Source organism: Candidatus Pantoea formicae (assembly GCF_011752625.1).
Taxonomy (GTDB): Bacteria; Pseudomonadota; Gammaproteobacteria; order Enterobacterales; family Enterobacteriaceae; genus Pantoea; species Pantoea formicae.
This window is the reverse complement of the sequence record NZ_VWXD01000003.1, coordinates 229,757-249,948: the sequence shown is the minus strand read 5'-3', so window position 1 is coordinate 249,948 and position 20,192 is coordinate 229,757. Positions and strand designations below refer to the sequence as shown.

Here is a 20,192-nt window from a genome sequence, read left to right as displayed (position 1 = left end):
AAATTCATTTCACCAGCTCTGCTGACATATAAGCGCCGTTGGTAAAACGCGCGCTGGTTATTTTGTATGAAGTTCCCGCCTGTTTAGCTTTCAACGCAATCTGTGCCTCGGCCGCATCCAGTGTGGTGCCGCTGGCCGTCACACTCTGTGCGAATCCAGAGAACGAAACCAGAGTAAGAGCGGTAATAGCAACGATATTTTTGATGTTTTTCATGGTCTTTTCCTTAATTGAGATTTTTGTTTTGAAGCGTTTCACCTCGATGTGATGAATGTTATGCGGGTGGCAGGGTTAAGAAAATACATGCTTTGTGGTGAATTAAATCAAAAAAACTGAACGTCTTTGAATGGGCTTGTAACAGGTTGTGATTCGAATGGGGGAGGACGGTGAAATTTGAGGGGAGTGACGAATATTTTTATCATTTCACCATCTGACCTTATCTGCCAGCGGTCAGCACAAAACTCATGAATATGATAATCCTGTGGTTTTTTATAAAGAATAATCTCACCTGACATGATGGTTATCATGAACGTGGGTTTGGCAATTATCCCTTAGTATAACTATCTGTTGGTATAACTATCCCTTTGTATAACTTCCACTTTTGGAATATTCACCCGATAATCTTTCCATAAATGACACTCAGGCACGCCTACTTAACTGATGCGTGCGCGTATCTTTATGAGCTGGCTTTAATGGGAAAATTGATGGCAACCCTTAACCCTGATCAGAAGATGGAAACGGCACGCGGTAAGATAATGGGTGCCGTTATCCAGGATATTCTTCCCTGGATCGAAGCAAACCTGTCTGACGAATCGATAAGAATAAGAAACGTGACTGAACGCAGTGGCTATGGGCACTGGCACTTCCAGCGTGTATTCCGTAAACAGACCGGAATTAATCTGGCGACCTATATCCGAATCAGACGAATTGTCAGAGCGGCGTTTTCAGTGGCTTTCTCTGAAAAGGAAATCATCGACATTGCCATCGAAAATGGTTTTTCCAGTCAGCAAAATTTCAGTCGAACGTTTAAATACTATTTTAAGGTCTCGCCGACCACATTCCGTAAAAATTGTTCAGGCCGAGAAGGGATATTCAGAACCCTAACAAAAGACATTCAGCATGAATTTGACTGGCTTTTCTTTGAAAAGCTAAATCATCAAAATTAAAAGTATAAAAGCTTAGAAATAAATTGCTATTGCAGAACAGGTGCTGATAAGCACTGAGACCGATTAATCTGAGGATCACCATGAATCAAACTCTGAAATTCGTCACGCTTACTTGCAGCCTGCGTGTGGGATCATTTAATGCGGCCATTGCCAACGCGCTGCCAGAGTTGGCACCTGAAGGCGTTATCTTTGAACATCTGGGCTCACCGGGTCTTTTCCCCCATTACAGCACGGACACTGAAGCCGCGGGCTTTCCAGCCGAAGTGTTAGCAATGGCCGAAAGCATTCTAAAGGCTGATGGCCTCATCATTATCACACCGGAATACAATCACTCCATTCCGGGCGTACTGAAGAATGCCCTGGACTGGCTCTCACGCGTGTCACCTCAACCCATCGCCGGAAAGCCGGTACTGATTCAGTCCGCATCGCCGGGCAAACTGGGCGGCGTTCGCGCGCAGATCCACCTGCGCCAGATCCTCGGTTACTTTGATGCGCGTCTGCTGAACAAACCCGAAGCGATCATTGGCGAGGTGAGTGAGAAGGTGACAGACGGCATCCTGACCGATGAATCAACCCGCCAGTTTCTATCGCGCCAGCTGACGGCATTCAGAGACTTTGCCCGTTAATAATTGTTCATTGCAGCGCGGGGTGGTTAATGCCCCGCATTTTAAATACATATCAGGCTGAAGTTATTCGCCGAATTAGGTTTGCGGTTGTACCGCGAGCGTCATCTTCAGGCAGGTAAAATTATGTCACAGACTGAAGCTGTTCCATCAACAGTGAAATCTATGGTCTATCTTCAACGCTTTCTCGCACCAAAACCCGTGGTCAGCGTCAGCCTAATAAACAACAAAATCACGCTAAATGTATTGATACCTGCGCTGCGGTCTGACGGAAAAGATATTCTTATTAGCGGTGGTCCCTCTGCCCACCTAGGTCTGCGCGATGGAGTGGTATTTTCGGTTATCCAGCAGATGATCCAATGGATTGAAGAAAATCTTGATCAAAACCTGTCGGTAGAACGCATATCCGAGAAGAGTGGCTATTCCGTCTGGCATTTTCAGCGAAAATTCCTGCAATTAACCGGTCTTAACGTTTATGAATATGTCCGTATTCGTCGCGTCATTAATACCACTTTTTTGCTGATAAGCAGTAATAAACGCATTCTTGAAGTGGCTGTTGAAAATGGATTTAACTGCCAGGCCTCATTTACACGCACCGTTAAAGGCATTACCGGATATACGCCAGCGGTGATCAGGAAGAAATTCAGCAGTGATGAACGAAAATGGGTTGAGATGATTGAAATGCTGATTAACCCGCAGCTCAATAATTAGCTGAAAATGAATGAGATATCACATCATTAACAGATAAGGCCCACGATGAAGTACTGCATTATTTACGGCCAGACTTAAATTAAAGTGACGACCGTAAATGGGGCATTATTTACTCTTAAACAAACAGGGATATTCATGAATTTGAAAATGAAGGCCATTGCAGTGCTTCTGGCCACTCAAGTCGGTGCCGCTTTTGCCGGTGCACCAGATAATACGCCTGAACCTACAGCGGGCGTCAGTGCCTTCCTAAAGGTACTGAACAGTGGAGGCGGAAAACCTATTGAGCAACTTTCACCAGCCGCAGCGCGTGCGGTGCTGATTGGTGCACAAAAAGGAGTGAAGCTGCCACCTGCGAGCGTCTCGGAAAAAGTGATCACCGTACTTGGCAAACCACTGACGCTAACGGTGGTTAAGCCGGAAAATGCTTCGGGCACGCTGCCGGTATTCATGTTCTTCCATGGCGGAGGCTGGGTGCTGGGCGATTACCAGACTCACGAGCGTCTGGTTCGCGACCTGGTCAATGAATCCGGCGCTGCGGCGGTCTTTGTCAACTATACGCCGTCTCCTGAAGCACATTTCCCGGTCGCTGTAACACAGGCTTATGAAGCGACAAAATGGGTTGCCGAGCACGGTAATGAAATCGGTGTAGATGGAACGCGTCTGGCGCTGGTAGGGAACAGTGTAGGGGGCAACATGGTGGCTTCAGTGGCATTGCAGGCTTTGCGTAACCATACGCCAGCGATCCGCTATAACGTGATGCTGTGGCCGGTAACCGATGCTGATTTCAGCGACGCATCCTATCAGCAGTTTGCTGAAGGGCATTTCCTGACGAAGAACATGATGAAATGGTTCTGGGATAACTACACCACGTCTGAAACTGACCGCAATAACATTCTGGCATCACCACTTCGCGCCACAACCGCTGAGCTGAAAGGGTTATCGCCGACGCTGATTCAGACTGCCGAATTGGACGTGCTGCGCGATGAAGGCGAAGCCTTTGGACGTAAACTCGATGCGGCAGGCGTGCCAGTAACGGTAACCCGCTATAACGGGATGATCCACGATTACGGCCTACTTAATGCCATTAGTCAGGAACCCACCGTTCGAACGGCGCTGCAACAAGCCTCTTCAGAAATCAAATTGCATCTGAAGTAAGGCTGTTTTAACTCTGATCTGGGCCGAAATACACATATAAAGACCCGTATAGCGGGTCTTTTTTACCATTCAATATCTGCTGTTTCTTAAACATTTTCTTTATTCCAATCCACCAAAAAAGGCCACCTTTCGGCAGCCCCTTCTGGCAAATCCTTTTGCGACCATGATTATTTGGTCAGACGTGCGGTCATGTGTACTTGGTTACCCGCATAGGCTTCGGTAATGCTATATCCTGCGCCAGCGAGTTTCGCTTTTGCCGCGATTTGCGCTTCTGCACCGTCCAGCGTTGACACCGTAGCCGTCACGGTTTGCGCAAAGCTTGAAGAAGAGATAAGTGCCAGAGCTGCAACTACAACGAAAGTTTTGATGTTTTTCATGGTCATTTCCTGGAAGTTTAGTTTTCATTGTGAGGCGTTCTGCCTCGATGGAATGAATACTAAACCCCTTGATGCATACTGAAAATCGGTAATAATTGCTTTAATAAGTCAAAAAAATTGAACAAAGTCGAACGTGAAAAAAAATGACCTAACGGTGGCTGCCGTCCAATTGTAATAAGCAGGGTCTGATACATACCTGACGTTCATATTGGACTGATTTATGGCTGTTACGAATACATACGTCGGTAAAACGAGAACGCATCAATTTCTCATTCGGTGCGTACCCGCACATCAGGGGGCGCCACACAATCGGTCACCCGTATACCCGCATCTCTCCTGCGATATTTGCGTTCCTAAGACCAAACTGAATGCGAATAAATGATGATTATGTGTAATTTGAATAGTTTTATTGTGTAATAATTTACATTATTGCGTAAGAAACAATTAATTTATTCTTAATAATGTAACGAAAGATAAACATTAGATTCCTATATTGGCTGCTTTCTAAAAGGAGCCAGGCAATGCGAAGTTGGAATGAATCCAAAAAGAACAAAGCGCACATCGAATTAATACCAATGATCGACGTGATGATGTTTCTGCTGGTTTTCTTTGTGTTGATCAGTCTCAACGTTATTCCATCGCAGGGAATGAAAACACAATTACCCGCAGCGGCCAGCGCACAGCAAATTAAGCCGCAAAAGCGCGCGATTGTCACATTGGGTGAAAATAATCAGCTGGAACTGGACGGTGAAGGCGTGACCTTAGAAGCGTTGGTGGCGCGTCTGAAGGCAGGGCAGGCCAGCATCGATTCCACAGCAATCATCCTCAATAGCGATAAATCCGTGCCCGTGGAGCGTTTGGTAGCGGTGATGGACAGCTTGCGTCAGGGTGGCTTCACGTCGATTTCCATCGCCACGCGGAAGCTGTGATATGTATTCACTTTACCGCTTACGCCATGCTTTCAGTTGGATACCGGTTATCGCTGCGGCGGGCTGGATGATGTTCAACAACCCTCTGACCTTGCTGAAAGTCCAACCGCGCTATGACGAGACGACAATGGAAGTGGCGTTGGTGGAACTGCCCGCTGAACAGCCCGATCCAGAGCCGCAGGCGGAATCGTCGCCGTCCGAGCCACCGCCATTACCAGAACCCATTCCCGAACCGCCACCGGTGACCAACGCGCCAGCGTCCGAGCCGATCGCGCCGCCACCGCGGGTCAAACCGCAGCTGAAGGCAGAACCGAAACCGCAACCAAAACCAAAGCCAGTTACCAAGCAGAAACCGGCGACAGAACCGCGACCAGCCGAGAAGAGCGTGCAAAGTAATACGCACCCAACCGTGAATAAGAAGCCTGCTGCGCCAGTTATTCCATCCGCTCCCGCAGTTAACGCTGCCGCTCTGGAGAATGGCTGGATTGCCGCGCTGCGTCGCGACCTCGAAGCACAAAAGCGTTATCCCACGGGACGCCAGGCATCGCTAGAACGCCCGGAAGGCCAGGTAGAAGTGTGGCTGGAGGTGGACCGTAGCGGTCGTGTGCTGGATTCAGGTGTCACCACTAAGGCGCGAAGTATGTTGCTGAATCGCGCGGCCGCCAGCAGCTTGCAAAACATTAAACAGGTGAGGCCGTTTCCGGCTGACGCCTTTGCTGGGCAACGTACTAAACGTTTTACCGCCACTTTTAACTACCGGGCGCCATGACCGCCCAATTTTAAAATTAAAAGGAAATTTCGATGAGAGCATTTACACGTTCTGGGGTTTACCTTGCGGTGATGTCTGCGCTTTCTCCGGGCGTAGCGCTGGCTGCTGATGAAACTGATGTCGGCACCATTAACGTTCAAGGGCAATCACTTGGCGGCGGTATGATGGTGCAGGAAGAAAGCGCCAAAGCGCGCTCGACCATCACCAAAGAGGCGATGAAAAAACAGGCCAACATTGCGGGTAATGCCTTGGATCGTCTGAAATATTCGCCAGGATTAAATGTTAACAGTAACGATTCCAGCGGCTTGAGCGGCGTAGACTACACCATGCGCGGAATGAGCTCTGACCAAATCGGTTTGTCGATGGATGGCATCCCCATTAACGACTCCGGCAATTACGCCGTATATCCCAATCTGGTCGGTGATGAAGAGAACTTGCAAGAAATTTTCATTACTCAAGGTTCTTCGGAAGCGGACGGCCCGCATATTGGCTCTAGCGGAGGCAATATCGGATTAGTGACTAAACGTCCGGCGAAAGAGTTCGGCGGCTTTGTGAAACAAACCCTCGGCAGTAATAATCTCAGCAAAACCTTTGCGCGTCTCGAAACCGGTGAATACAACGGTTTCAGTAACTGGCTCTCCTATTCGCACACTGAAGCGAAAAAGTGGCGCGGTGAAGGGCGGTTGTACTCGAACAAGTTCGAGATGAATTCGCTGTATGAAGCCGAAAACGGCAACAGTAGCAATCTGATCGTCAAATATAACCGTCAATTAAACAGCAACTACAATTCGATCAGCAAAGCGCAGTTTGATCAAGGAGGACGCTATAGCAATGATTATCCGGCGACGCCGCAGTACAACAGCAGCGGCCAACTTTCACGCTATTACAAACTCAACCGTAACCCGTTTGAAAATCTCACGGTCAGCTTCTCTCAGAAATTACAGCTGCGCGATAATCTGGCGCTGACTTTACAGCCTTACTATTACTGGGGCAACGGCGGCAGCTTTAGTGGTCAAAGTGCCAACACGCTGGGCCCAACCTCCGACCGCAACGGCCAGTACGACCTCAGCAATCTAACCAGCAATACCTACTATCGTCCTTCATGGACGCAAACCTGGCGTCCCGGCATCACCACTAAATTGAAATGGGATATCAACGAGGCGCATAGCCTTGATATTGGTTACTGGTATGAGCGCGCGCGCCAGTCACAAACTCAGCCGTTCATCGCGATTAAAGGCGATGGTAATCCGGTGGATCTATGGGGTGAACCGGGCGGTTCCGGTCAGGTGACTGATGCCAACGGCAAAACTGTGCAAGGCCGCAATCAATACACCGTGACGCCTGCGCAGAAAGTGTGGTTGCAGGATACCTGGTATACGACATCCGATTTGACCTTGGTCGGCGGCTTGGCCTGGCAGCACGTTGAGCGTCGCGGCAATAACAAAGGCAGCCTCGAAGCCGCACCAGAAAAACGCAGCAAAACCTATAGCGAACTGCTGCCGAACTTTAGCGCCAGTTACAAACTCAACCCGGAAAATCAGCTGTTTTATAATCTGACGCGCAACATGCGTACGCCGCAAAACTATGTGTTGTACAACGTTGGCGACTCGTTCAGCCTTGAACCTGAAATGAGCTGGAACCACGAGCTGGGCTGGCGTTTCCAGGGTGAAGATATGATGTTGAGCGCCACCTTGTTCTACCTTAACTACACCCATCGCCAAGTTTCTACCACCAACGCCGATGGGGATTACGAAATGATCGACGCCGGCAAAGTGCAGAATCGCGGGCTGGAGCTGGAGTGGAGTGGCTTGCTGCCGTATAACTTCAATTACTACGCGTCATATACCTACACCGATACCGAACAGAAAAATAACACCAGCCGCAGCGGCATTGAAGTACCAACCAGCGGCAAGCAGATCCCGAACGCGCCAAAAAACCTTCTCAACCTCTCGCTCGGCTACGACGACGGCCTGTTCTACAGCAATATCACCGGCAAATATGTCGGCGCATTTTATGGTGACATGACTAACGATCAGAAAATTGGCGGCAGAACACTGTTTGATTTATCGGCAGGTGTCTATTTGCCAGTGGATAAGAAGATTGTCAAAAGTGCCACGCTGCGTGTTGGAGTTGAGAACCTGTTTGATAAAGAGTACCTGACATCGGCGCGTACCGTAGTGACCAATGCCGATGAGCATAACGGCCTGCGCGGCGCCACACCTTATTACAACGTGGGCGAGGAACGTACGTTTAGCGTCTCGCTGGAAGCAACTTTCTAACCTGAAGGATGAACATGATGAATGCGACACTCGTCCACGACCTGATCTTCTATGTCATGTACGCCGCGCTGGCGATTGCAGTAGTGATCATCATTGAGCGCACCATTTGGTTTGCCTGGACACAGCGCCAGGCGAAGCAGTTGGAGAAGCAAATGACCACGGACACGATGACGCTGAATGAACTGCCGGAAGCACTGCGCCGCCAAACCAGCTTGCCGGTCAAGATGATTGAGCCAGTGCTGGAGAAGAAAAACGGCGTCAGCAGCGAAGCGATGAACGACATCATGGATGCGCAGTATCTGCTGAGCAAACCGGCAATGACACGCGGCTTATGGCTGCTGGAAACCGTGGTCACCGCAGCGCCATTGCTGGGCTTACTCGGCACGGTGATGGGCATAATGGATACCTTCAAAGCGTTGGCGGCCTCGGGCGTTTCCGATGCCAGCCAAGTTTCTGCAGGCATGGGCACCGCGCTGTTCGCCACCGGTTTGGGTATTGCGATTGCGCTGCTGTGCCTCGTCAGCAACAATTTTCTGCAAAACCGTATGGAGCGCATTAATGAGCTGCTAAAGGTGTTGCTGTTACGCGCCGCCACGCCGACGCGGGCCAGCAACAATGAAGGTTGGAAGGAAAAGGGAGTACAGCGCTATGCGTGACTGGCGCCAGCGCCTGACGCAAATGCTTTGTACCGGGCTGCTGCTGTGCAGCCCGTTAAGCAAAGCCAGTGTCAGCATTCCCGGCTATGAACTGATCTACGATGCGCCAAGTGAAACTACGCTTAACGCCGAAGATCTGCGCAATAGCGCCGAAGTCTGGCGCGAGATGATTGACGGCGCGCAGCAGCAGATCGACATTGCGCAGTTTTATGTGGCCGATGAAGCGGATTCACGCCTGACGCCAGTGATTGAAGCGTTACGCCGTGCCGGTGAGCGTGGCGTCAAAATTCGCTTTTTGCTGGAAGAGAAGGGCGTCAAAATCAGCACACGCTCAACTCTGGAACAGTTAGAAAGCCTGCCTAATCTTTCATTACGTATTATTCCGTTCGGCAAGTTGGCGGGCGGCATCGTGCACGCCAAATATTGGGTGGTGGATGGCAAACTCGGTTTTCTGGGTAGCCAGAATTTTGACTGGCGCGCGCTGGAACACATCCATGAAACCGGACTTCTGATCAATAACGCCACCGTTGTGGCGAAAATGGCGGCAATTTTCCAGCAGGACTGGGATGCGCAAGCACTATTGGCTGCGGGAAAAAGCGTCCCTGAACTAGGCGGCGGCACGCCACCCAGCGATGTGTTGAACGGTAATTATCTGGTTGCCAGCCCACGTCGCTGGAATCCAAGTGATGTGCCTGACTCACAAGCGGTGTTACCTCAGCTACTGGCAAGTGCAAAAAAGCGCATTCGCGTGCAGGTGATGGATTATGCGCCGCTGTCATTCGGCGAAAACCGGTCTCGACCATTTTATGGCGTCATCGACAATGCTTTGCGTGCCGCAGTCGCGCGTGGCGTTCAAGTTGAGTTGATGGTCGCCGATTGGAATACCAAACAACCGGAAATTAGCTGGCTAAAAAGTTTGGCGCTGGTGCCGAACGTGCAGATAAAAGTGGTCACCATTCCGCAAGCCAGCCGCGGCTTTATCCCGTTTTCGCGTGTGATTCATAGCAAAATTATGACTATTGACGATCGGCTGGCGTGGGTAGGCACCAGTAACTGGAGCGGTGGATATATGGATAATTCGCGCAATCTGGAAATGGTGATGAATAGTAAAAAAATGGCAGCCCGGCTGGATGCGCTTTATCTACAGCTTTGGCAAAGCCAGTATGCGAAGGTGTTGGATATTCGGGCCGATTATCCGCGTCCGGATCCCGGCGGCGTTCGGCGCACGCAGCAGTGAATCATTGAACAGAATGCTCCATGTGCAGGTTACGTCGAACGGGTCATAAATGAAATGTACTACGGCAGAAACCGGGCAGGCACCACGCAGAAGTTTTTAGGTGCCTGCTGTTGGTATAAGGAGAGTTGGATCAAAATATCATGAGGTGCAATGCGTCCGCTGAAGTACCGGCAGCATCTGGGAATCACAACATAACAGTCCAGGAAAGCATCGGCATCGCCAAGGGGACATGTGAATTTAGCTAGTACATCGAATGGCGCATAATGTATATTATGTTAAATAATGTATCCAGTTGCGCGCCAGTAGCTGTACATCATTCTCACCCGCTCTCCACGGTCTTCTCTGCTAGCATGTCTCAACTCCCATCGGCATTATCTAAACCCTTCGGTGATAGCTACCAGCCACACCCCAAAGCGTTTTAGCTTCCCGATGCTCCTCTCCAGAAAAATGGCGTAAGCTGGACGCGCAACCGGTTCGGCGCACTGCACGCCTTTCTCACTCAACACCTGCCAGGCTGCGAGCCTCACCTTGTAAACCCCATCATGTTTAAGCAGAAATTGCAGCGCCTCAATGCTGTGGCCATCCGTCCGTGCTTTCAAGGCTGCTATCAACTTGAGTCGCTTATGAAAGTCCGTTTTATCCTTCATCAGAATGTCGATTTCTTCAAACTGCACTTTACCCCCTTAAATTGGATAATAAACCGGCATCGCTACGTGAAAAATCATGGGTTATCCCTCGCGTTATTACGCAGAATTCACGTAGCAGCGCTTGGTGCTTTAAGCACAGAATCACCCTATGCCAAGTTTTTTTGCCAGCCGATGCGATGCAGATTTCCCAGATCGATTTCCAGTGTGCGCGCGCACAGTGCCCACTTACGATAGCTGGCATTATAGGCGCGCAAGATGTACTCAAGTTGAAACTGCAACTGCGCATCTTTCAAACTTTGCATGGTCACCGCTATGATTTGTGCCGGTGCCACGGATCCGCTCAGAACGAAATGTTGAGGCTGCAATGAGACATCATCATTTGCCGCATCAGCCTGCGCCATCATGGCTGCTCGATAAATTGTATGCTCCAGTTCGCGCCCAATCATAAGCCAGTAGCCGTTCGCGTGCCGCTGTGCTGACAGACAATGCTTGATGCCAAACTTCTCTCGGCATCTTTCACAAAAGAAGCCGGCCAACAACACGATATCCGTTCTGCGATCCTGTAGCGCGGGGACATGCAGCGAGAATACGCTCAAGCGATGATGAAAATCGGTACGGAAAGCAGAGCAAAGTCTTAAATGGTTAACTTGCGGTGGTGTAATAACTCTATAGAGTTAATTTTGAAAGTGAGATCAAATAAGCGTGCAATTTATTATTCATTGGCACGCTTATTATTCATTTGCAGTTGTTCTTATTCAATCTTAATCCCTTATCAGCATGCCACTTATGCCATATTCCCCCGAAAGCCGCTTCAACCTCCTCTATCAATAAATGATAGTCAAACCGTTTTTCGAACCTGATTTACCCTAGCCTTGCCGTCAAAGTGGCAAGGGCATCGCCAGACAAGATGTTTAGGCTGAATACGTCACACCAAATAATCCTGCGGCAGGTACATCTTGGTGGATTATGGATCACAATTTCATTTCCATCAAAATCTATCTGCGTTGGCGATTTCTTTATTCTTATCAAATAAGTCGTCAGTTCTCAATGCAAGGCAAGGTTTATTCCAAGCTTCAATTATTTGATTTATATGACTTTTTATCATCGTAAATGCAAATTATTGTTTGAAGTAATTGTCATTATGGCAATGTCATGTGTCATATTTTCCCTCTGAGCATCGTTATATATTAAAATATACATCCAAAAAGAGATTGCCTTGATTTTCATCGTCAGTTAACCCGTCGCTTTCCTTTATTATCAACGAATAGGGCCTGCTTGAAACTAATCATTACAATTTGCATGGTTTTTAGTCATTGAAAATGCCCTTTTCGCCTTCTATTAAATTATATGCCATCTGTTTTGATATATATCATGCTCGTCACATACCTATAATGATAAAAGATCTGTTCATATTCTAAAGGCAAAAGCAGCAGTTGCTTATTTAGAATGCCAAGTCTTATTCAATGTCATACAAAACCTTATCAGACTAACCAATAAGGGGGGGATGTGAGCCATTCTTTTCAATCTGAAAAGTCATTATTGCGCCAGTGGTCACCGGAAGATCCACAATTTTGGCAGCAGACTGGGCAGAAAATAGCCCGAAGAAATTTATGGATCTCGGTGAGTGCACTGCTCTTAGCATTCTGCGTGTGGATGCTATTTAGCGCTGTCGCTGTGAATCTCAATCGGGTTGGATTTAATTTTACCGTTGACCAACTGTTCTTGTTGACCGCGTTGCCCTCGCTATCGGGCGCATTATTCCGCGTACCCTACTCCTTCATTGTCCCTGTGCTGGGCGGAAGATTGTGGACGGTGATCAGCACAGCCATATTGGTGGTTCCCTGTTTGTGGCTTGGCTTTGCCGTACAGGATCCCTCCACGCCTTACTCCGTTTTCATCATCATCGCGCTGTTATGCGGCTTAGCCGGTGCAAACTTCGCCTCTAGCATGGGTAACATCAGCCTGTTCTTCCCCAAAAACCGTCAAGGTTCGGCACTGGGCATTAACGGTGGATTAGGCAATCTGGGCGTAAGCGTCATGCAACTGTTAGCGCCTTTGGTGATCGTCGTACCCTTCATCAGCGGCGGAGTCACCCTCGCCGATGGCAGTAGCATATGGCTCGCGAATGCCGCTTGGGTTTGGGTGCCGTTCCTGATTATCGCCTCTGTGGCCGCTTGGTTTGGCATGAATGATATCGCGGGATTCCGCGCATCATTGCGTGAGCAGTTACCGGTATTGAAAAGCGCGCATTTGTGGATTCTGGGAATGCTCTATCTGGCCACCTTTGGCTCCTTTATCGGCTTTTCTGCTGGCTTCGCCATGTTAGCGAAGACCCAATATCCACAGGTAGACATTATCCATCTCGCCTTTTTCGGCCCGCTGTTAGGGGCGTTAGCGCGTTCCGCGGGCGGCATGATGTCGGACAAATTTGGCGGCGTGCGTGTTACCACCATTAACTTTATGTTGATGACGCTTTTTTCCGCCCTGCTGTTTCTCACCTTACCCGGTTCGCGGGGGGCTTCGTTCTTTAGTTTCTATGTCGTCTTTATGGGGCTGTTTCTCACTGCCGGTCTTGGCAGCGGCTCAACCTATCAGATGATTGCCGTCATCTTCCGCCAACGTACCCAGCAACGCATGCTCGCTTTAGGCCACAGTGCGCAAGAAGCACAGCATGTTGCCATTACCGATACCGCTGCCGCACTTGGCTTTATCTCAGCGCTGGGTGCCATTGGTGGCTTCTTCATTCCGAAAGCCTTCGGAACCTCACTCGCCATGACCGGATCTCCGATCGGTGCGATGAAAATTTTCCTTATTTTTTATTTGATTTGCCTTGTCGTGACTTGGCTGCTTTACGGTCGCCGCAAAGCGACAAACTCATAATTACGCGCCTGTAAAGGCTTAGAGCAATGTGACAATCGGAGAAGCGTCATGAGCAAACTGCTTGATCGCTTTCGCTATTTCAAACAGAAAGGTGAAAGTTTTGCTGACGGTCATGGTCAGGTGTACCACACCAATCGTGACTGGGAAGACAGCTATCGCCAGCGCTGGCAATACGACAAAATTGTGCGTTCAACGCACGGAGTGAACTGCACTGGTTCCTGTAGCTGGAAGATCTACGTCAAGAATGGCTTAGTGACGTGGGAGACGCAGCAAACGGATTACCCACGTACTCGCCCTGACCTGCCCAATCATGAACCGCGTGGCTGCCCGCGAGGTGCCAGCTATTCCTGGTATCTTTACAGCGCCAACCGCTTGAAATATCCGCTGATTCGTAAAGCGCTGCTGGAGCTATGGCGCGATGCCCAGGCACAGCACAGCGATCCGGTTGAGGCCTGGCATTCCATCATGGCCGATAGCGATAAAAGTCAGCAGTTTAAAACCCAACGCGGTCGGGGTGGATTTGTGCGCGCCAGCTGGCAGGAACTGAACCCGCTGATTGCCGCCGCAAACATTTGGACGATCAAAAACTACGGCCCCGATCGTGTCGCCGGTTTCTCACCGATTCCGGCGATGTCGATGGTCTCCTACGCCGCGGGTACGCGCTATCTGTCGTTGATTGGTGGCACCTGTCTCAGTTTCTATGACTGGTATTGCGATTTGCCGCCTGCCTCACCGATGACGTGGGGTGAGCAAACCGACGTGCCAGAATCTGCTGACTGGTACAACTCCAGCTATATCATTGCCTGGGGTTCCAACGTGCCGCAAACCCGTACCCCAGATGCACACTTCTTCACCGAGGTGCGTTACAAAGGCACCAAAACGGTGGCCGTCACGCCAGACTATTCAGAAGTGGCTAAGCTCAGCGACCAATGGCTGGCGCCAAAACAAGGGACTGACAGCGCGTTAGCCATGGCAATGGGCCATGTGTTGCTCAATGAGTTCCACCTGAAAAATCCTAGCGAATACTTCCTCAATTACGTTCGCCACTACACTGACATGCCGATGTTGGTGGTGCTGGAACCGCGTGAAGATGGCAGCTATGTACCCGGACGACAGTTACGCGCTGCCGACCTGCTGGACAATCTTGGCGAAACCAATAATCCCGATTGGAAAACGGTGGCGTACACCAGTGCAGGTGAGTTGGTTGTACCAAATGGCTCGGTCGGTTTCCGTTGGGGTGAGAAAGGTAAATGGAACCTGGAACCGAAAGCGGCGGGTCAAGCGATTCAGTTGCAGCTCAGTCTGCTTGAGCAGCATGACGCCGTTCTCGACGTCGCTTTCCCTTACTTTGGTGGACTGGAAAACCCTCACTTCCGCCATGTGAAACAGGACGAGATTCTGTTGCACAAACTGCCCGTCAGAGCGATCACGCTCGCTGACGGCGCGAAGATTAATGTGGCCTCCGTTTACGACCTCACACTGGCGAATTACGGCGTGGACCGTGGACTGGATGACAGTAACTGCGCACGGGATTACAACGATATCCGTGCTTATTCACCCGCCTGGGCAGAACAGATTTGCGGTGTGCCGCGCAGCCAGATAGAAAAAATCGCTCGTGAGTTTGGCGAGACAGCGCATAAAACCCACGGGCGCTCGATGATCATCCTCGGTGCCGGGATCAACCACTGGTATCACATGGACATGAGCTACCGCGCGCTGATCAACATGCTGGTGTTCTGTGGTTGTGTCGGGCAAACCGGCGGCGGCTGGGCGCACTATGTTGGACAGGAAAAACTGCGTCCGCAGACCGGCTGGACACCGCTGGCCTTTGCGCTGGACTGGAACCGTCCACCACGCCACATGAACAGCACCTCTTACTTCTACAACCACGCCAGTCAGTGGCGTTACGAGAAGCTACAGGCGCAGGAGTTGTTGTCGCCATTGGCCGACGCCAGCCAATACCGCGGTCATTTACTCGACTTCAACGTGCGTGCCGAACGCATGGGTTGGTTACCCTCCTCTCCACAGCTCAACGTTAACCCACTGGACATCGCCGCCAAAGCGGAACAGGCCGGTCAATCCCCCGCGGACTGGACCGCCGCCGCCTTGCAATCCGGCGCTATCCGCATGGCGTGCGAACAGCCGGATAACGGCAGCAATCACCCACGCAATATGTTTATCTGGCGCTCGAACCTGTTGGGATCATCCGGTAAAGGCCATGAGTATATGCTGCGTTACCTGCTCGGCACCGAAAGCGGCGTGCAGGGTGAACCGATTGATGATGAACAAGTGATGCCTGAAGAAGTCGAATGGCGCACCGCCGCGCTTGAAGGCAAGCTCGATTTGTTGGTGACGCTCGATTTTCGTATGTCGAGCACCTGTCTGTTTTCCGACATCGTCTTGCCGACTGCCACCTGGTATGAAAAGGACGATATGAATACCTCGGATATGCATCCGTTTATTCATCCGCTTTCAGCCGCCGTAGACCCTGCCTGGGAATCGAAAAGCGACTGGGACATTTACAAAGGTATCGCCAAAACCTTCTCCGAACTTTGTGTCGGTCACTTGGGCGAAGAAACCGATGTGGTACTGCAACCCATTCAGCATGACTCGCCTGCCGAGCTGGCCCAAGGCGGTGAGATTCGCGACTGGAAAAAAGGCGAATGCGACCTGATCCCTGGCAAAACCGCGCCACACATCATCAGCGTTCAGCGTGATTACCCCGCCACTTATGAGCGCTTTACCTCTGTGGGTCCGTTATTGGAAAAACTTGGCAACGGCGGTAAAGGCATCAGTTGGAATACCGATAAAGAAGTCGATCTGCTGCGTCGCCTCAATTACACCAAAAAGGACGGTCCCGCCAAAGGGCAACCTCAAATCAACAGCGCCATTGATGCTGCGGAGGTGATCCTCACGCTGGCGCCGGAAACCAATGGTCAGGTGGCGGTGAAAGCCTGGAATGCGCTTAGCGAGTTTACTGGACGTGAGCATGCGCATCTGGCGCTGCCCAAAGAAGAGGAAAAAATTCGCTTCCGCGATATCCAGGCGCAACCGCGCAAAATCATCTCCAGCCCAACCTGGTCAGGCCTGGAAGATGAGCACGTCTCCTACAACGCTGGCTATACCAATGTGCATGAACTGATCCCATGGCGCACGCTGAGCGGCCGTCAACAGCTGTATCAGGATCACCCGTGGATGCGTGCGTTTGGTGAAAGCCTGGTCGCCTATCGGCCGCCGGTGGATACCCGCAGTGTCGCCGACCTGCAACGTATCCCCTCTAACGGCTTCCCGGAGAAAGCACTGAACTTCCTGACGCCGCACCAGAAATGGGGCATTCACTCAACCTACAGTGAAAACCTGCTGATGCTGACGTTGTCACGCGGTGGTCCGATTGTGTGGATGAGCGAAGCCGATGCGCAGGAACTGGGGATCAAAGACAACGACTGGATTGAAGTGTTTAACGCCAATGGTGCGCTGACCGCACGTGCGGTGGTCAGCCAGCGCGTCCCCGCCGGTATGACCATGATGTATCACGCTCAGGAGCGCCTGATGAATATTCCAGGGTCAGAAGTGACCGGGATGCGCGGCGGGATTCATAACTCAGTGACACGTGTCTGCCCGAAACCCACCCATATGATTGGTGGCTACGCGCAGTTGGCTTATGGCTTCAACTACTACGGCACCGTGGGTTCCAACCGCGATGAGTTCATCATGGTGCGCAAAATGCGACAGGTTAACTGGCTCGACGACGAGGGCCGCGATCAGGTTCAGGAGGCTGGGAAATGAAAATACGTTCACAAGTCGGCATGGTTCTGAACCTCGATAAATGCATTGGCTGCCACACCTGCTCCGTGACCTGTAAAAATGTCTGGAGCAGCCGCGAAGGCATGGAGTATGCCTGGTTCAATAATGTGGAAACCAAGCCCGGCGTCGGCTATCCCCATGCCTGGGAAGACCAAGATAAGTGGCACGGCGGCTGGATCCGCACCATCAAAGGTCGCCTGGTGCCGCGTTTGGGTAATCGCTCCTCGGTGCTGTCGAAAATCTTCGCCAATCCCTTGGTGCCGGGCATTGACGATTATTACGAACCCTTCACCTACGACTACCAGCATCTGCATACGGCAAAAGCGGGTAAGAGCCAGCCCACTGCCCGTCCGCGTTCGCTGATCAGCGGCGAGCGCATGGATAAAATCGTCGGCGGTCCTAACTGGGAAGAGCTGTTAGGGGGTGAGTTCAGTAAGCGCTCAGCAGACAAAAACTTCGATGCCATGCAGAAGGAGATGTACGGCGCGTTCGAAAATACGTTCATGATGTATCTGCCACGTCTGTGTGAACACTGCCTCAATCCGAGCTGTGTCGCAACCTGTCCGAGTGGTGCCATCTATAAGCGCGAGGAAGATGGCATTGTGCTGATCGATCAGGATAAATGCCGTGGCTGGCGTCTGTGCATCAGCGGCTGCCCCTACAAAAAAATCTACTTCAACTGGAAAAGCGGCAAGTCAGAAAAATGCATCTTCTGCTATCCCCGTATCGAGTCGGGCATGCCAACCGTCTGCTCAGAAACTTGTGTTGGCCGTATTCGCTATCTCGGCGTGCTGCTGTATGACGCCGATAAAATTGCCGAGGCGGCCAGCACCGAAGATGCACAACAGTTGTATGAGCGCCAGTGTGACGTTTTTCTCGACCCTAACGATCCACAGGTGATCGAGGAAGCGTTGAAACAAGGCATCACACAAAACGTCATCGATGCTGCGCAGGCTTCTCCCGTGTGGAAGCTGGCAATGGACTGGAAACTGGCACTGCCGCTGCACCCGGAATATCGCACCTTGCCGATGGTGTGGTACGTGCCGCCGTTGTCGCCCATTCAGTCGGTGGCAGACAACGGCGGATTGCAGCAGCATGACAGCGTATTACCCGACGTTGAAAGCCTGCGCATTCCTGTACAATACCTGGCCAATATGCTGACGGCCGGCGATACCGCGCCAGTGCTGCGGGCGCTGAAACGCATGATGGCAATGCGCCACTACAAACGTTCACAAACGGTGGAAGGCGTCACCGATACCCGCGCGCTGGAAGAAACCGGCCTAAGTGAAGCGCAAGTGGAAGAGATGTATCGTTACCTCGCGATTGCCAACTACGAAGATCGTTTTGTGATCCCAACCAGCCACCGTGAATTGGCACGCGAGGCCTTCCCTGAACGCAATGGTTGCGGTTTCAGCTTTGGCGATGGCTGCCACGGCAGTGACACCAAATTCAACCTGTTCAACAGCCGCCGTATCGATGCGATTAACGTCGGCGATAAAGCAGGAGGTGAATAATGGAGATCCTGAAACTGATCGGCATGCTGATCGAATATCCCGATGACGCGCTTTGGCAGCATCAGGATGAGATCCGCTCGCTCGCGGAACAGCAGCAGCCTGCGCTGCTGCCGTTTATCAACCAGTATCTGACTACGCCCCCCCTCGATATGCAAGCTGACTGGTGCGCGTTATTCGAGCGCGGACGGGCAACCTCCCTGCTGCTGTTTGAACACGTGCATGCCGAATCACGCGATCGCGGTCAGGCCATGGTGGATCTGCTCGCGCAATATGAACAAGCGGGTTTGCAACTGAACTGTCGTGAGTTACCGGACTACTTGCCGCTTTACCTTGAGTATCTGAGTCTGCGGGAAGCCAGCGAGGCACGTCAGGGGTTGCTGGATATCGCACCGATTCTGGCGCTACTCGGCGGACGCCTAAAAGAACGCGAGAGTGCGTTTAGCGAACTTTTTGACGCGCTGCTGACTATCGCTAATAGCCCATTACGCAGCCAAAGCGTGGCGCAGCAGGTCGCGACTGAAGCGCGCGATGATACCCGTGAAGCCCTGGATGCCGTGTGGGAAGAGGAACAGGTGAAGTTTATCGATGATAAAACCTGTGATAACAGCGCACAGCAGCAACATCAGCGACGTTTTCGTGATGAAGCGGCGCCGCAATATCTCGACCTCTCAGCAGGAGGATCACGCTAATGCACTATCTCGATTTGTTGTTTTTTGACATTTATCCCTACCTGTGTGGCACGGTGTTTTTAGTCGGCAGTTGGTTACGATACGACTATGGTCAATACACCTGGCGTGCCTCATCAAGTCAGATGCTGGATAAAAAAGGCATGCGCCTTGCGTCGAATCTGTTCCACATCGGTATCCTCGGTATCTTCTTTGGCCATCTGTTTGGTTTGCTGACGCCGCACTGGATGTATGAACCCTTCCTGTCAATTGCCGCCAAGCAGAAGCTGGCGATGGCTGCGGGTGGCGTGTTCGGCATTATGACGCTGGTAGGCGGTTTGTTGCTGCTGAAGCGACGCCTCTATAACCCGCGCATCCGCGCCACATCAACGCATGCGGATATGCTGATCCTTGGCATTCTCGTGGTGCAGTGCATGCTTGGGCTGACCACCATTTTCTTCTCTGCGCAGCACATGGACGGCTCTGAAATGATGAAACTGGTGGGTTGGGCGCAGGCAGTTGTCACCTTCCATGCGGGCGCTTCTGAGCATTTAGACGGGGTGGCGTGGATTTATCGTGTTCATTTGGTGCTAGGCATGACCCTCTTCCTGTTATTCCCCTTCACACGTTTGGTACACGTCTGGAGTGCGCCGGTGGAGTATTTCACACGTCGTTATCAGGTGGTGAGGTCACGCCGTTAACCCACTCATTTCAGGCGGCCTGGTGGCTGCCTGATCCCATTTTTCCGGCCATCGTCTACAGTTAACGTATTCAATCGCCGG

At 51.2% G+C, this 20,192-nt stretch carries 18 protein-coding genes; 14 read left to right on the top strand and 4 right to left on the bottom strand.

Features of this window, described 5'->3' with window-relative positions:
- Positions 1 to 4 precede the first annotated feature (4 nt).
- Positions 5 to 214, bottom strand: a complete 210-nt coding sequence (locus F3J38_RS09895) for a DUF1471 domain-containing protein (RefSeq protein WP_167137725.1) — start codon at positions 212 to 214, stop codon at positions 5 to 7.
- A 488-nt stretch (positions 215 to 702) separates the two neighbouring features.
- Here F3J38_RS09895 and F3J38_RS09890 point away from each other — a divergent pair, with 488 nt between their 5' ends.
- The 4 genes from F3J38_RS09890 to F3J38_RS09875 all read left to right on the top strand — a co-directional run bounded on the left by F3J38_RS09890 (position 703) and on the right by F3J38_RS09875 (position 3,653).
- On the top strand, positions 703 to 1,164 hold the full coding sequence (locus F3J38_RS09890; protein WP_167137722.1) for a helix-turn-helix domain-containing protein: 462 nt from the start codon (positions 703 to 705) through the stop codon (positions 1,162 to 1,164).
- Between the two features lie 80 nt (positions 1,165 to 1,244).
- A complete protein-coding gene (locus F3J38_RS09885) occupies positions 1,245 to 1,790 on the top strand; it encodes an NADPH-dependent FMN reductase (protein ID WP_167137719.1) in 546 nt (181 codons plus the stop codon).
- Between the two features lie 123 nt (positions 1,791 to 1,913).
- The gene (locus tag F3J38_RS09880) at positions 1,914 to 2,498 is read left to right on the top strand and encodes a helix-turn-helix domain-containing protein (RefSeq protein WP_167137716.1); all 585 of its coding nucleotides are present in this window, start codon (positions 1,914 to 1,916) and stop codon (positions 2,496 to 2,498) included.
- Between the two features lie 135 nt (positions 2,499 to 2,633).
- Positions 2,634 to 3,653, top strand: coding sequence for an alpha/beta hydrolase (locus F3J38_RS09875; RefSeq protein WP_167137713.1), 1,020 nt, complete (start codon positions 2,634 to 2,636; stop codon positions 3,651 to 3,653).
- Between the two features lie 167 nt (positions 3,654 to 3,820).
- Here the strand turns inward: F3J38_RS09875 and F3J38_RS09870 are convergent, their stop codons facing one another.
- Positions 3,821 to 4,030, bottom strand: coding sequence for a YdgH/BhsA/McbA-like domain containing protein (locus tag F3J38_RS09870; protein WP_167137710.1), 210 nt, complete (start codon positions 4,028 to 4,030; stop codon positions 3,821 to 3,823).
- Between the two features lie 521 nt (positions 4,031 to 4,551).
- On the opposite strand from F3J38_RS09870, the gene F3J38_RS09865 reads away from it, so the two are divergent.
- The 5 genes from F3J38_RS09865 to F3J38_RS09845 are packed head-to-tail and all read left to right on the top strand — an operon-like array spanning position 4,552 to position 9,900.
- Entirely contained in the window at positions 4,552 to 4,959 is a 408-nt protein-coding gene (locus tag F3J38_RS09865) for an ExbD/TolR family protein (RefSeq protein WP_167137707.1), read from the top strand.
- Between the two features lies 1 nt (position 4,960).
- Complete coding sequence (locus tag F3J38_RS09860) at positions 4,961 to 5,728, top strand: energy transducer TonB family protein (protein ID WP_167137704.1); 768 nt, start codon at positions 4,961 to 4,963, stop codon at positions 5,726 to 5,728.
- A gap of 32 nt (positions 5,729 to 5,760) precedes the next feature.
- Positions 5,761 to 8,007: a TonB-dependent receptor family protein gene (locus tag F3J38_RS09855; RefSeq protein WP_167137701.1), complete on the top strand. Its 2,247-nt coding sequence runs from the start codon at positions 5,761 to 5,763 to the stop codon at positions 8,005 to 8,007.
- A gap of 17 nt (positions 8,008 to 8,024) precedes the next feature.
- Positions 8,025 to 8,663, top strand: coding sequence for a MotA/TolQ/ExbB proton channel family protein (locus tag F3J38_RS09850; protein WP_167138843.1), 639 nt, complete (start codon positions 8,025 to 8,027; stop codon positions 8,661 to 8,663).
- A complete protein-coding gene (locus F3J38_RS09845; RefSeq protein ID WP_167137698.1) occupies positions 8,656 to 9,900 on the top strand; it encodes a phospholipase D-like domain-containing protein in 1,245 nt (414 codons plus the stop codon). The genes F3J38_RS09850 and F3J38_RS09845 overlap by 8 nt, the downstream gene beginning before the upstream one ends.
- 371 nt (positions 9,901 to 10,271) lie before the next feature.
- Here F3J38_RS09845 and F3J38_RS09840 read toward each other — a convergent pair whose 3' ends face one another.
- The gene (locus F3J38_RS09840; protein WP_167137695.1) at positions 10,272 to 10,574 is read right to left on the bottom strand and encodes a hypothetical protein; all 303 of its coding nucleotides are present in this window, start codon (positions 10,572 to 10,574) and stop codon (positions 10,272 to 10,274) included.
- A gap of 119 nt (positions 10,575 to 10,693) precedes the next feature.
- A complete protein-coding gene (locus F3J38_RS09835) occupies positions 10,694 to 10,951 on the bottom strand; it encodes a hypothetical protein (RefSeq protein ID WP_167137692.1) in 258 nt (85 codons plus the stop codon).
- A 1,102-nt stretch (positions 10,952 to 12,053) separates the two neighbouring features.
- On the opposite strand from F3J38_RS09835, the gene F3J38_RS09830 reads away from it, so the two are divergent.
- From F3J38_RS09830 to narI, 5 genes are read left to right on the top strand one after another with little or no spacing between them, the layout of a single operon-like run.
- A complete protein-coding gene (locus F3J38_RS09830) occupies positions 12,054 to 13,427 on the top strand; it encodes a NarK family nitrate/nitrite MFS transporter (protein ID WP_167137689.1) in 1,374 nt (457 codons plus the stop codon).
- 48 nt (positions 13,428 to 13,475) lie between these two features.
- Complete coding sequence (locus F3J38_RS09825; protein ID WP_167137686.1) at positions 13,476 to 17,213, top strand: nitrate reductase subunit alpha; 3,738 nt, start codon at positions 13,476 to 13,478, stop codon at positions 17,211 to 17,213.
- Positions 17,210 to 18,745 (top strand): nitrate reductase subunit beta, encoded by a 1,536-nt coding sequence (narH, locus tag F3J38_RS09820; RefSeq protein WP_167137682.1) that lies wholly within the window; start codon positions 17,210 to 17,212, stop codon positions 18,743 to 18,745. The genes F3J38_RS09825 and narH overlap by 4 nt, the downstream gene beginning before the upstream one ends.
- Complete coding sequence (gene narJ / locus F3J38_RS09815; RefSeq protein ID WP_167137680.1) at positions 18,745 to 19,434, top strand: nitrate reductase molybdenum cofactor assembly chaperone; 690 nt, start codon at positions 18,745 to 18,747, stop codon at positions 19,432 to 19,434. The genes narH and narJ overlap by 1 nt, the downstream gene beginning before the upstream one ends.
- Positions 19,434 to 20,111 carry a respiratory nitrate reductase subunit gamma gene (gene narI / locus F3J38_RS09810; RefSeq protein WP_167137677.1) on the top strand — a complete coding sequence of 226 codons (678 nt, stop codon included), beginning with the start codon at positions 19,434 to 19,436 and terminating at the stop codon, positions 20,109 to 20,111. The genes narJ and narI overlap by 1 nt, the downstream gene beginning before the upstream one ends.
- The last annotated feature ends 81 nt before the right edge of the window (positions 20,112 to 20,192 follow it).

What these genes read in the sequence shown, in the direction of transcription:
- F3J38_RS09855 (WP_167137701.1), top strand. Translation starts at nt 5,761, where the DNA reads ATGAGAGCATTTACACGTTCTGGGGTTTACCTTGCGGTGATGTCTGCG.
- F3J38_RS09890 (WP_167137722.1), top strand. Translation starts at nt 703, where the DNA reads ATGGCAACCCTTAACCCTGATCAGAAGATGGAAACGGCACGCGGTAAG.
- F3J38_RS09850 (WP_167138843.1), top strand. Translation starts at nt 8,025, where the DNA reads ATGAATGCGACACTCGTCCACGACCTGATCTTCTATGTCATGTACGCC.
- F3J38_RS09895 (WP_167137725.1), bottom strand. Translation starts at nt 214, where the DNA reads ATGAAAAACATCAAAAATATCGTTGCTATTACCGCTCTTACTCTGGTT.
- F3J38_RS09865 (WP_167137707.1), top strand. Translation starts at nt 4,552, where the DNA reads ATGCGAAGTTGGAATGAATCCAAAAAGAACAAAGCGCACATCGAATTA.
- F3J38_RS09870 (WP_167137710.1), bottom strand. Translation starts at nt 4,030, where the DNA reads ATGAAAAACATCAAAACTTTCGTTGTAGTTGCAGCTCTGGCACTTATC.
- F3J38_RS09825 (WP_167137686.1), top strand. Translation starts at nt 13,476, where the DNA reads ATGAGCAAACTGCTTGATCGCTTTCGCTATTTCAAACAGAAAGGTGAA.
- narJ (WP_167137680.1), top strand. Translation starts at nt 18,745, where the DNA reads ATGGAGATCCTGAAACTGATCGGCATGCTGATCGAATATCCCGATGAC.
- F3J38_RS09875 (WP_167137713.1), top strand. Translation starts at nt 2,634, where the DNA reads ATGAATTTGAAAATGAAGGCCATTGCAGTGCTTCTGGCCACTCAAGTC.
- F3J38_RS09880 (WP_167137716.1), top strand. Translation starts at nt 1,914, where the DNA reads ATGTCACAGACTGAAGCTGTTCCATCAACAGTGAAATCTATGGTCTAT.
- narI (WP_167137677.1), top strand. Translation starts at nt 19,434, where the DNA reads ATGCACTATCTCGATTTGTTGTTTTTTGACATTTATCCCTACCTGTGT.
- narH (WP_167137682.1), top strand. Translation starts at nt 17,210, where the DNA reads ATGAAAATACGTTCACAAGTCGGCATGGTTCTGAACCTCGATAAATGC.
- F3J38_RS09860 (WP_167137704.1), top strand. Translation starts at nt 4,961, where the DNA reads ATGTATTCACTTTACCGCTTACGCCATGCTTTCAGTTGGATACCGGTT.
- F3J38_RS09835 (WP_167137692.1), bottom strand. Translation starts at nt 10,951, where the DNA reads ATGATGGCGCAGGCTGATGCGGCAAATGATGATGTCTCATTGCAGCCT.
- F3J38_RS09885 (WP_167137719.1), top strand. Translation starts at nt 1,245, where the DNA reads ATGAATCAAACTCTGAAATTCGTCACGCTTACTTGCAGCCTGCGTGTG.
- F3J38_RS09845 (WP_167137698.1), top strand. Translation starts at nt 8,656, where the DNA reads ATGCGTGACTGGCGCCAGCGCCTGACGCAAATGCTTTGTACCGGGCTG.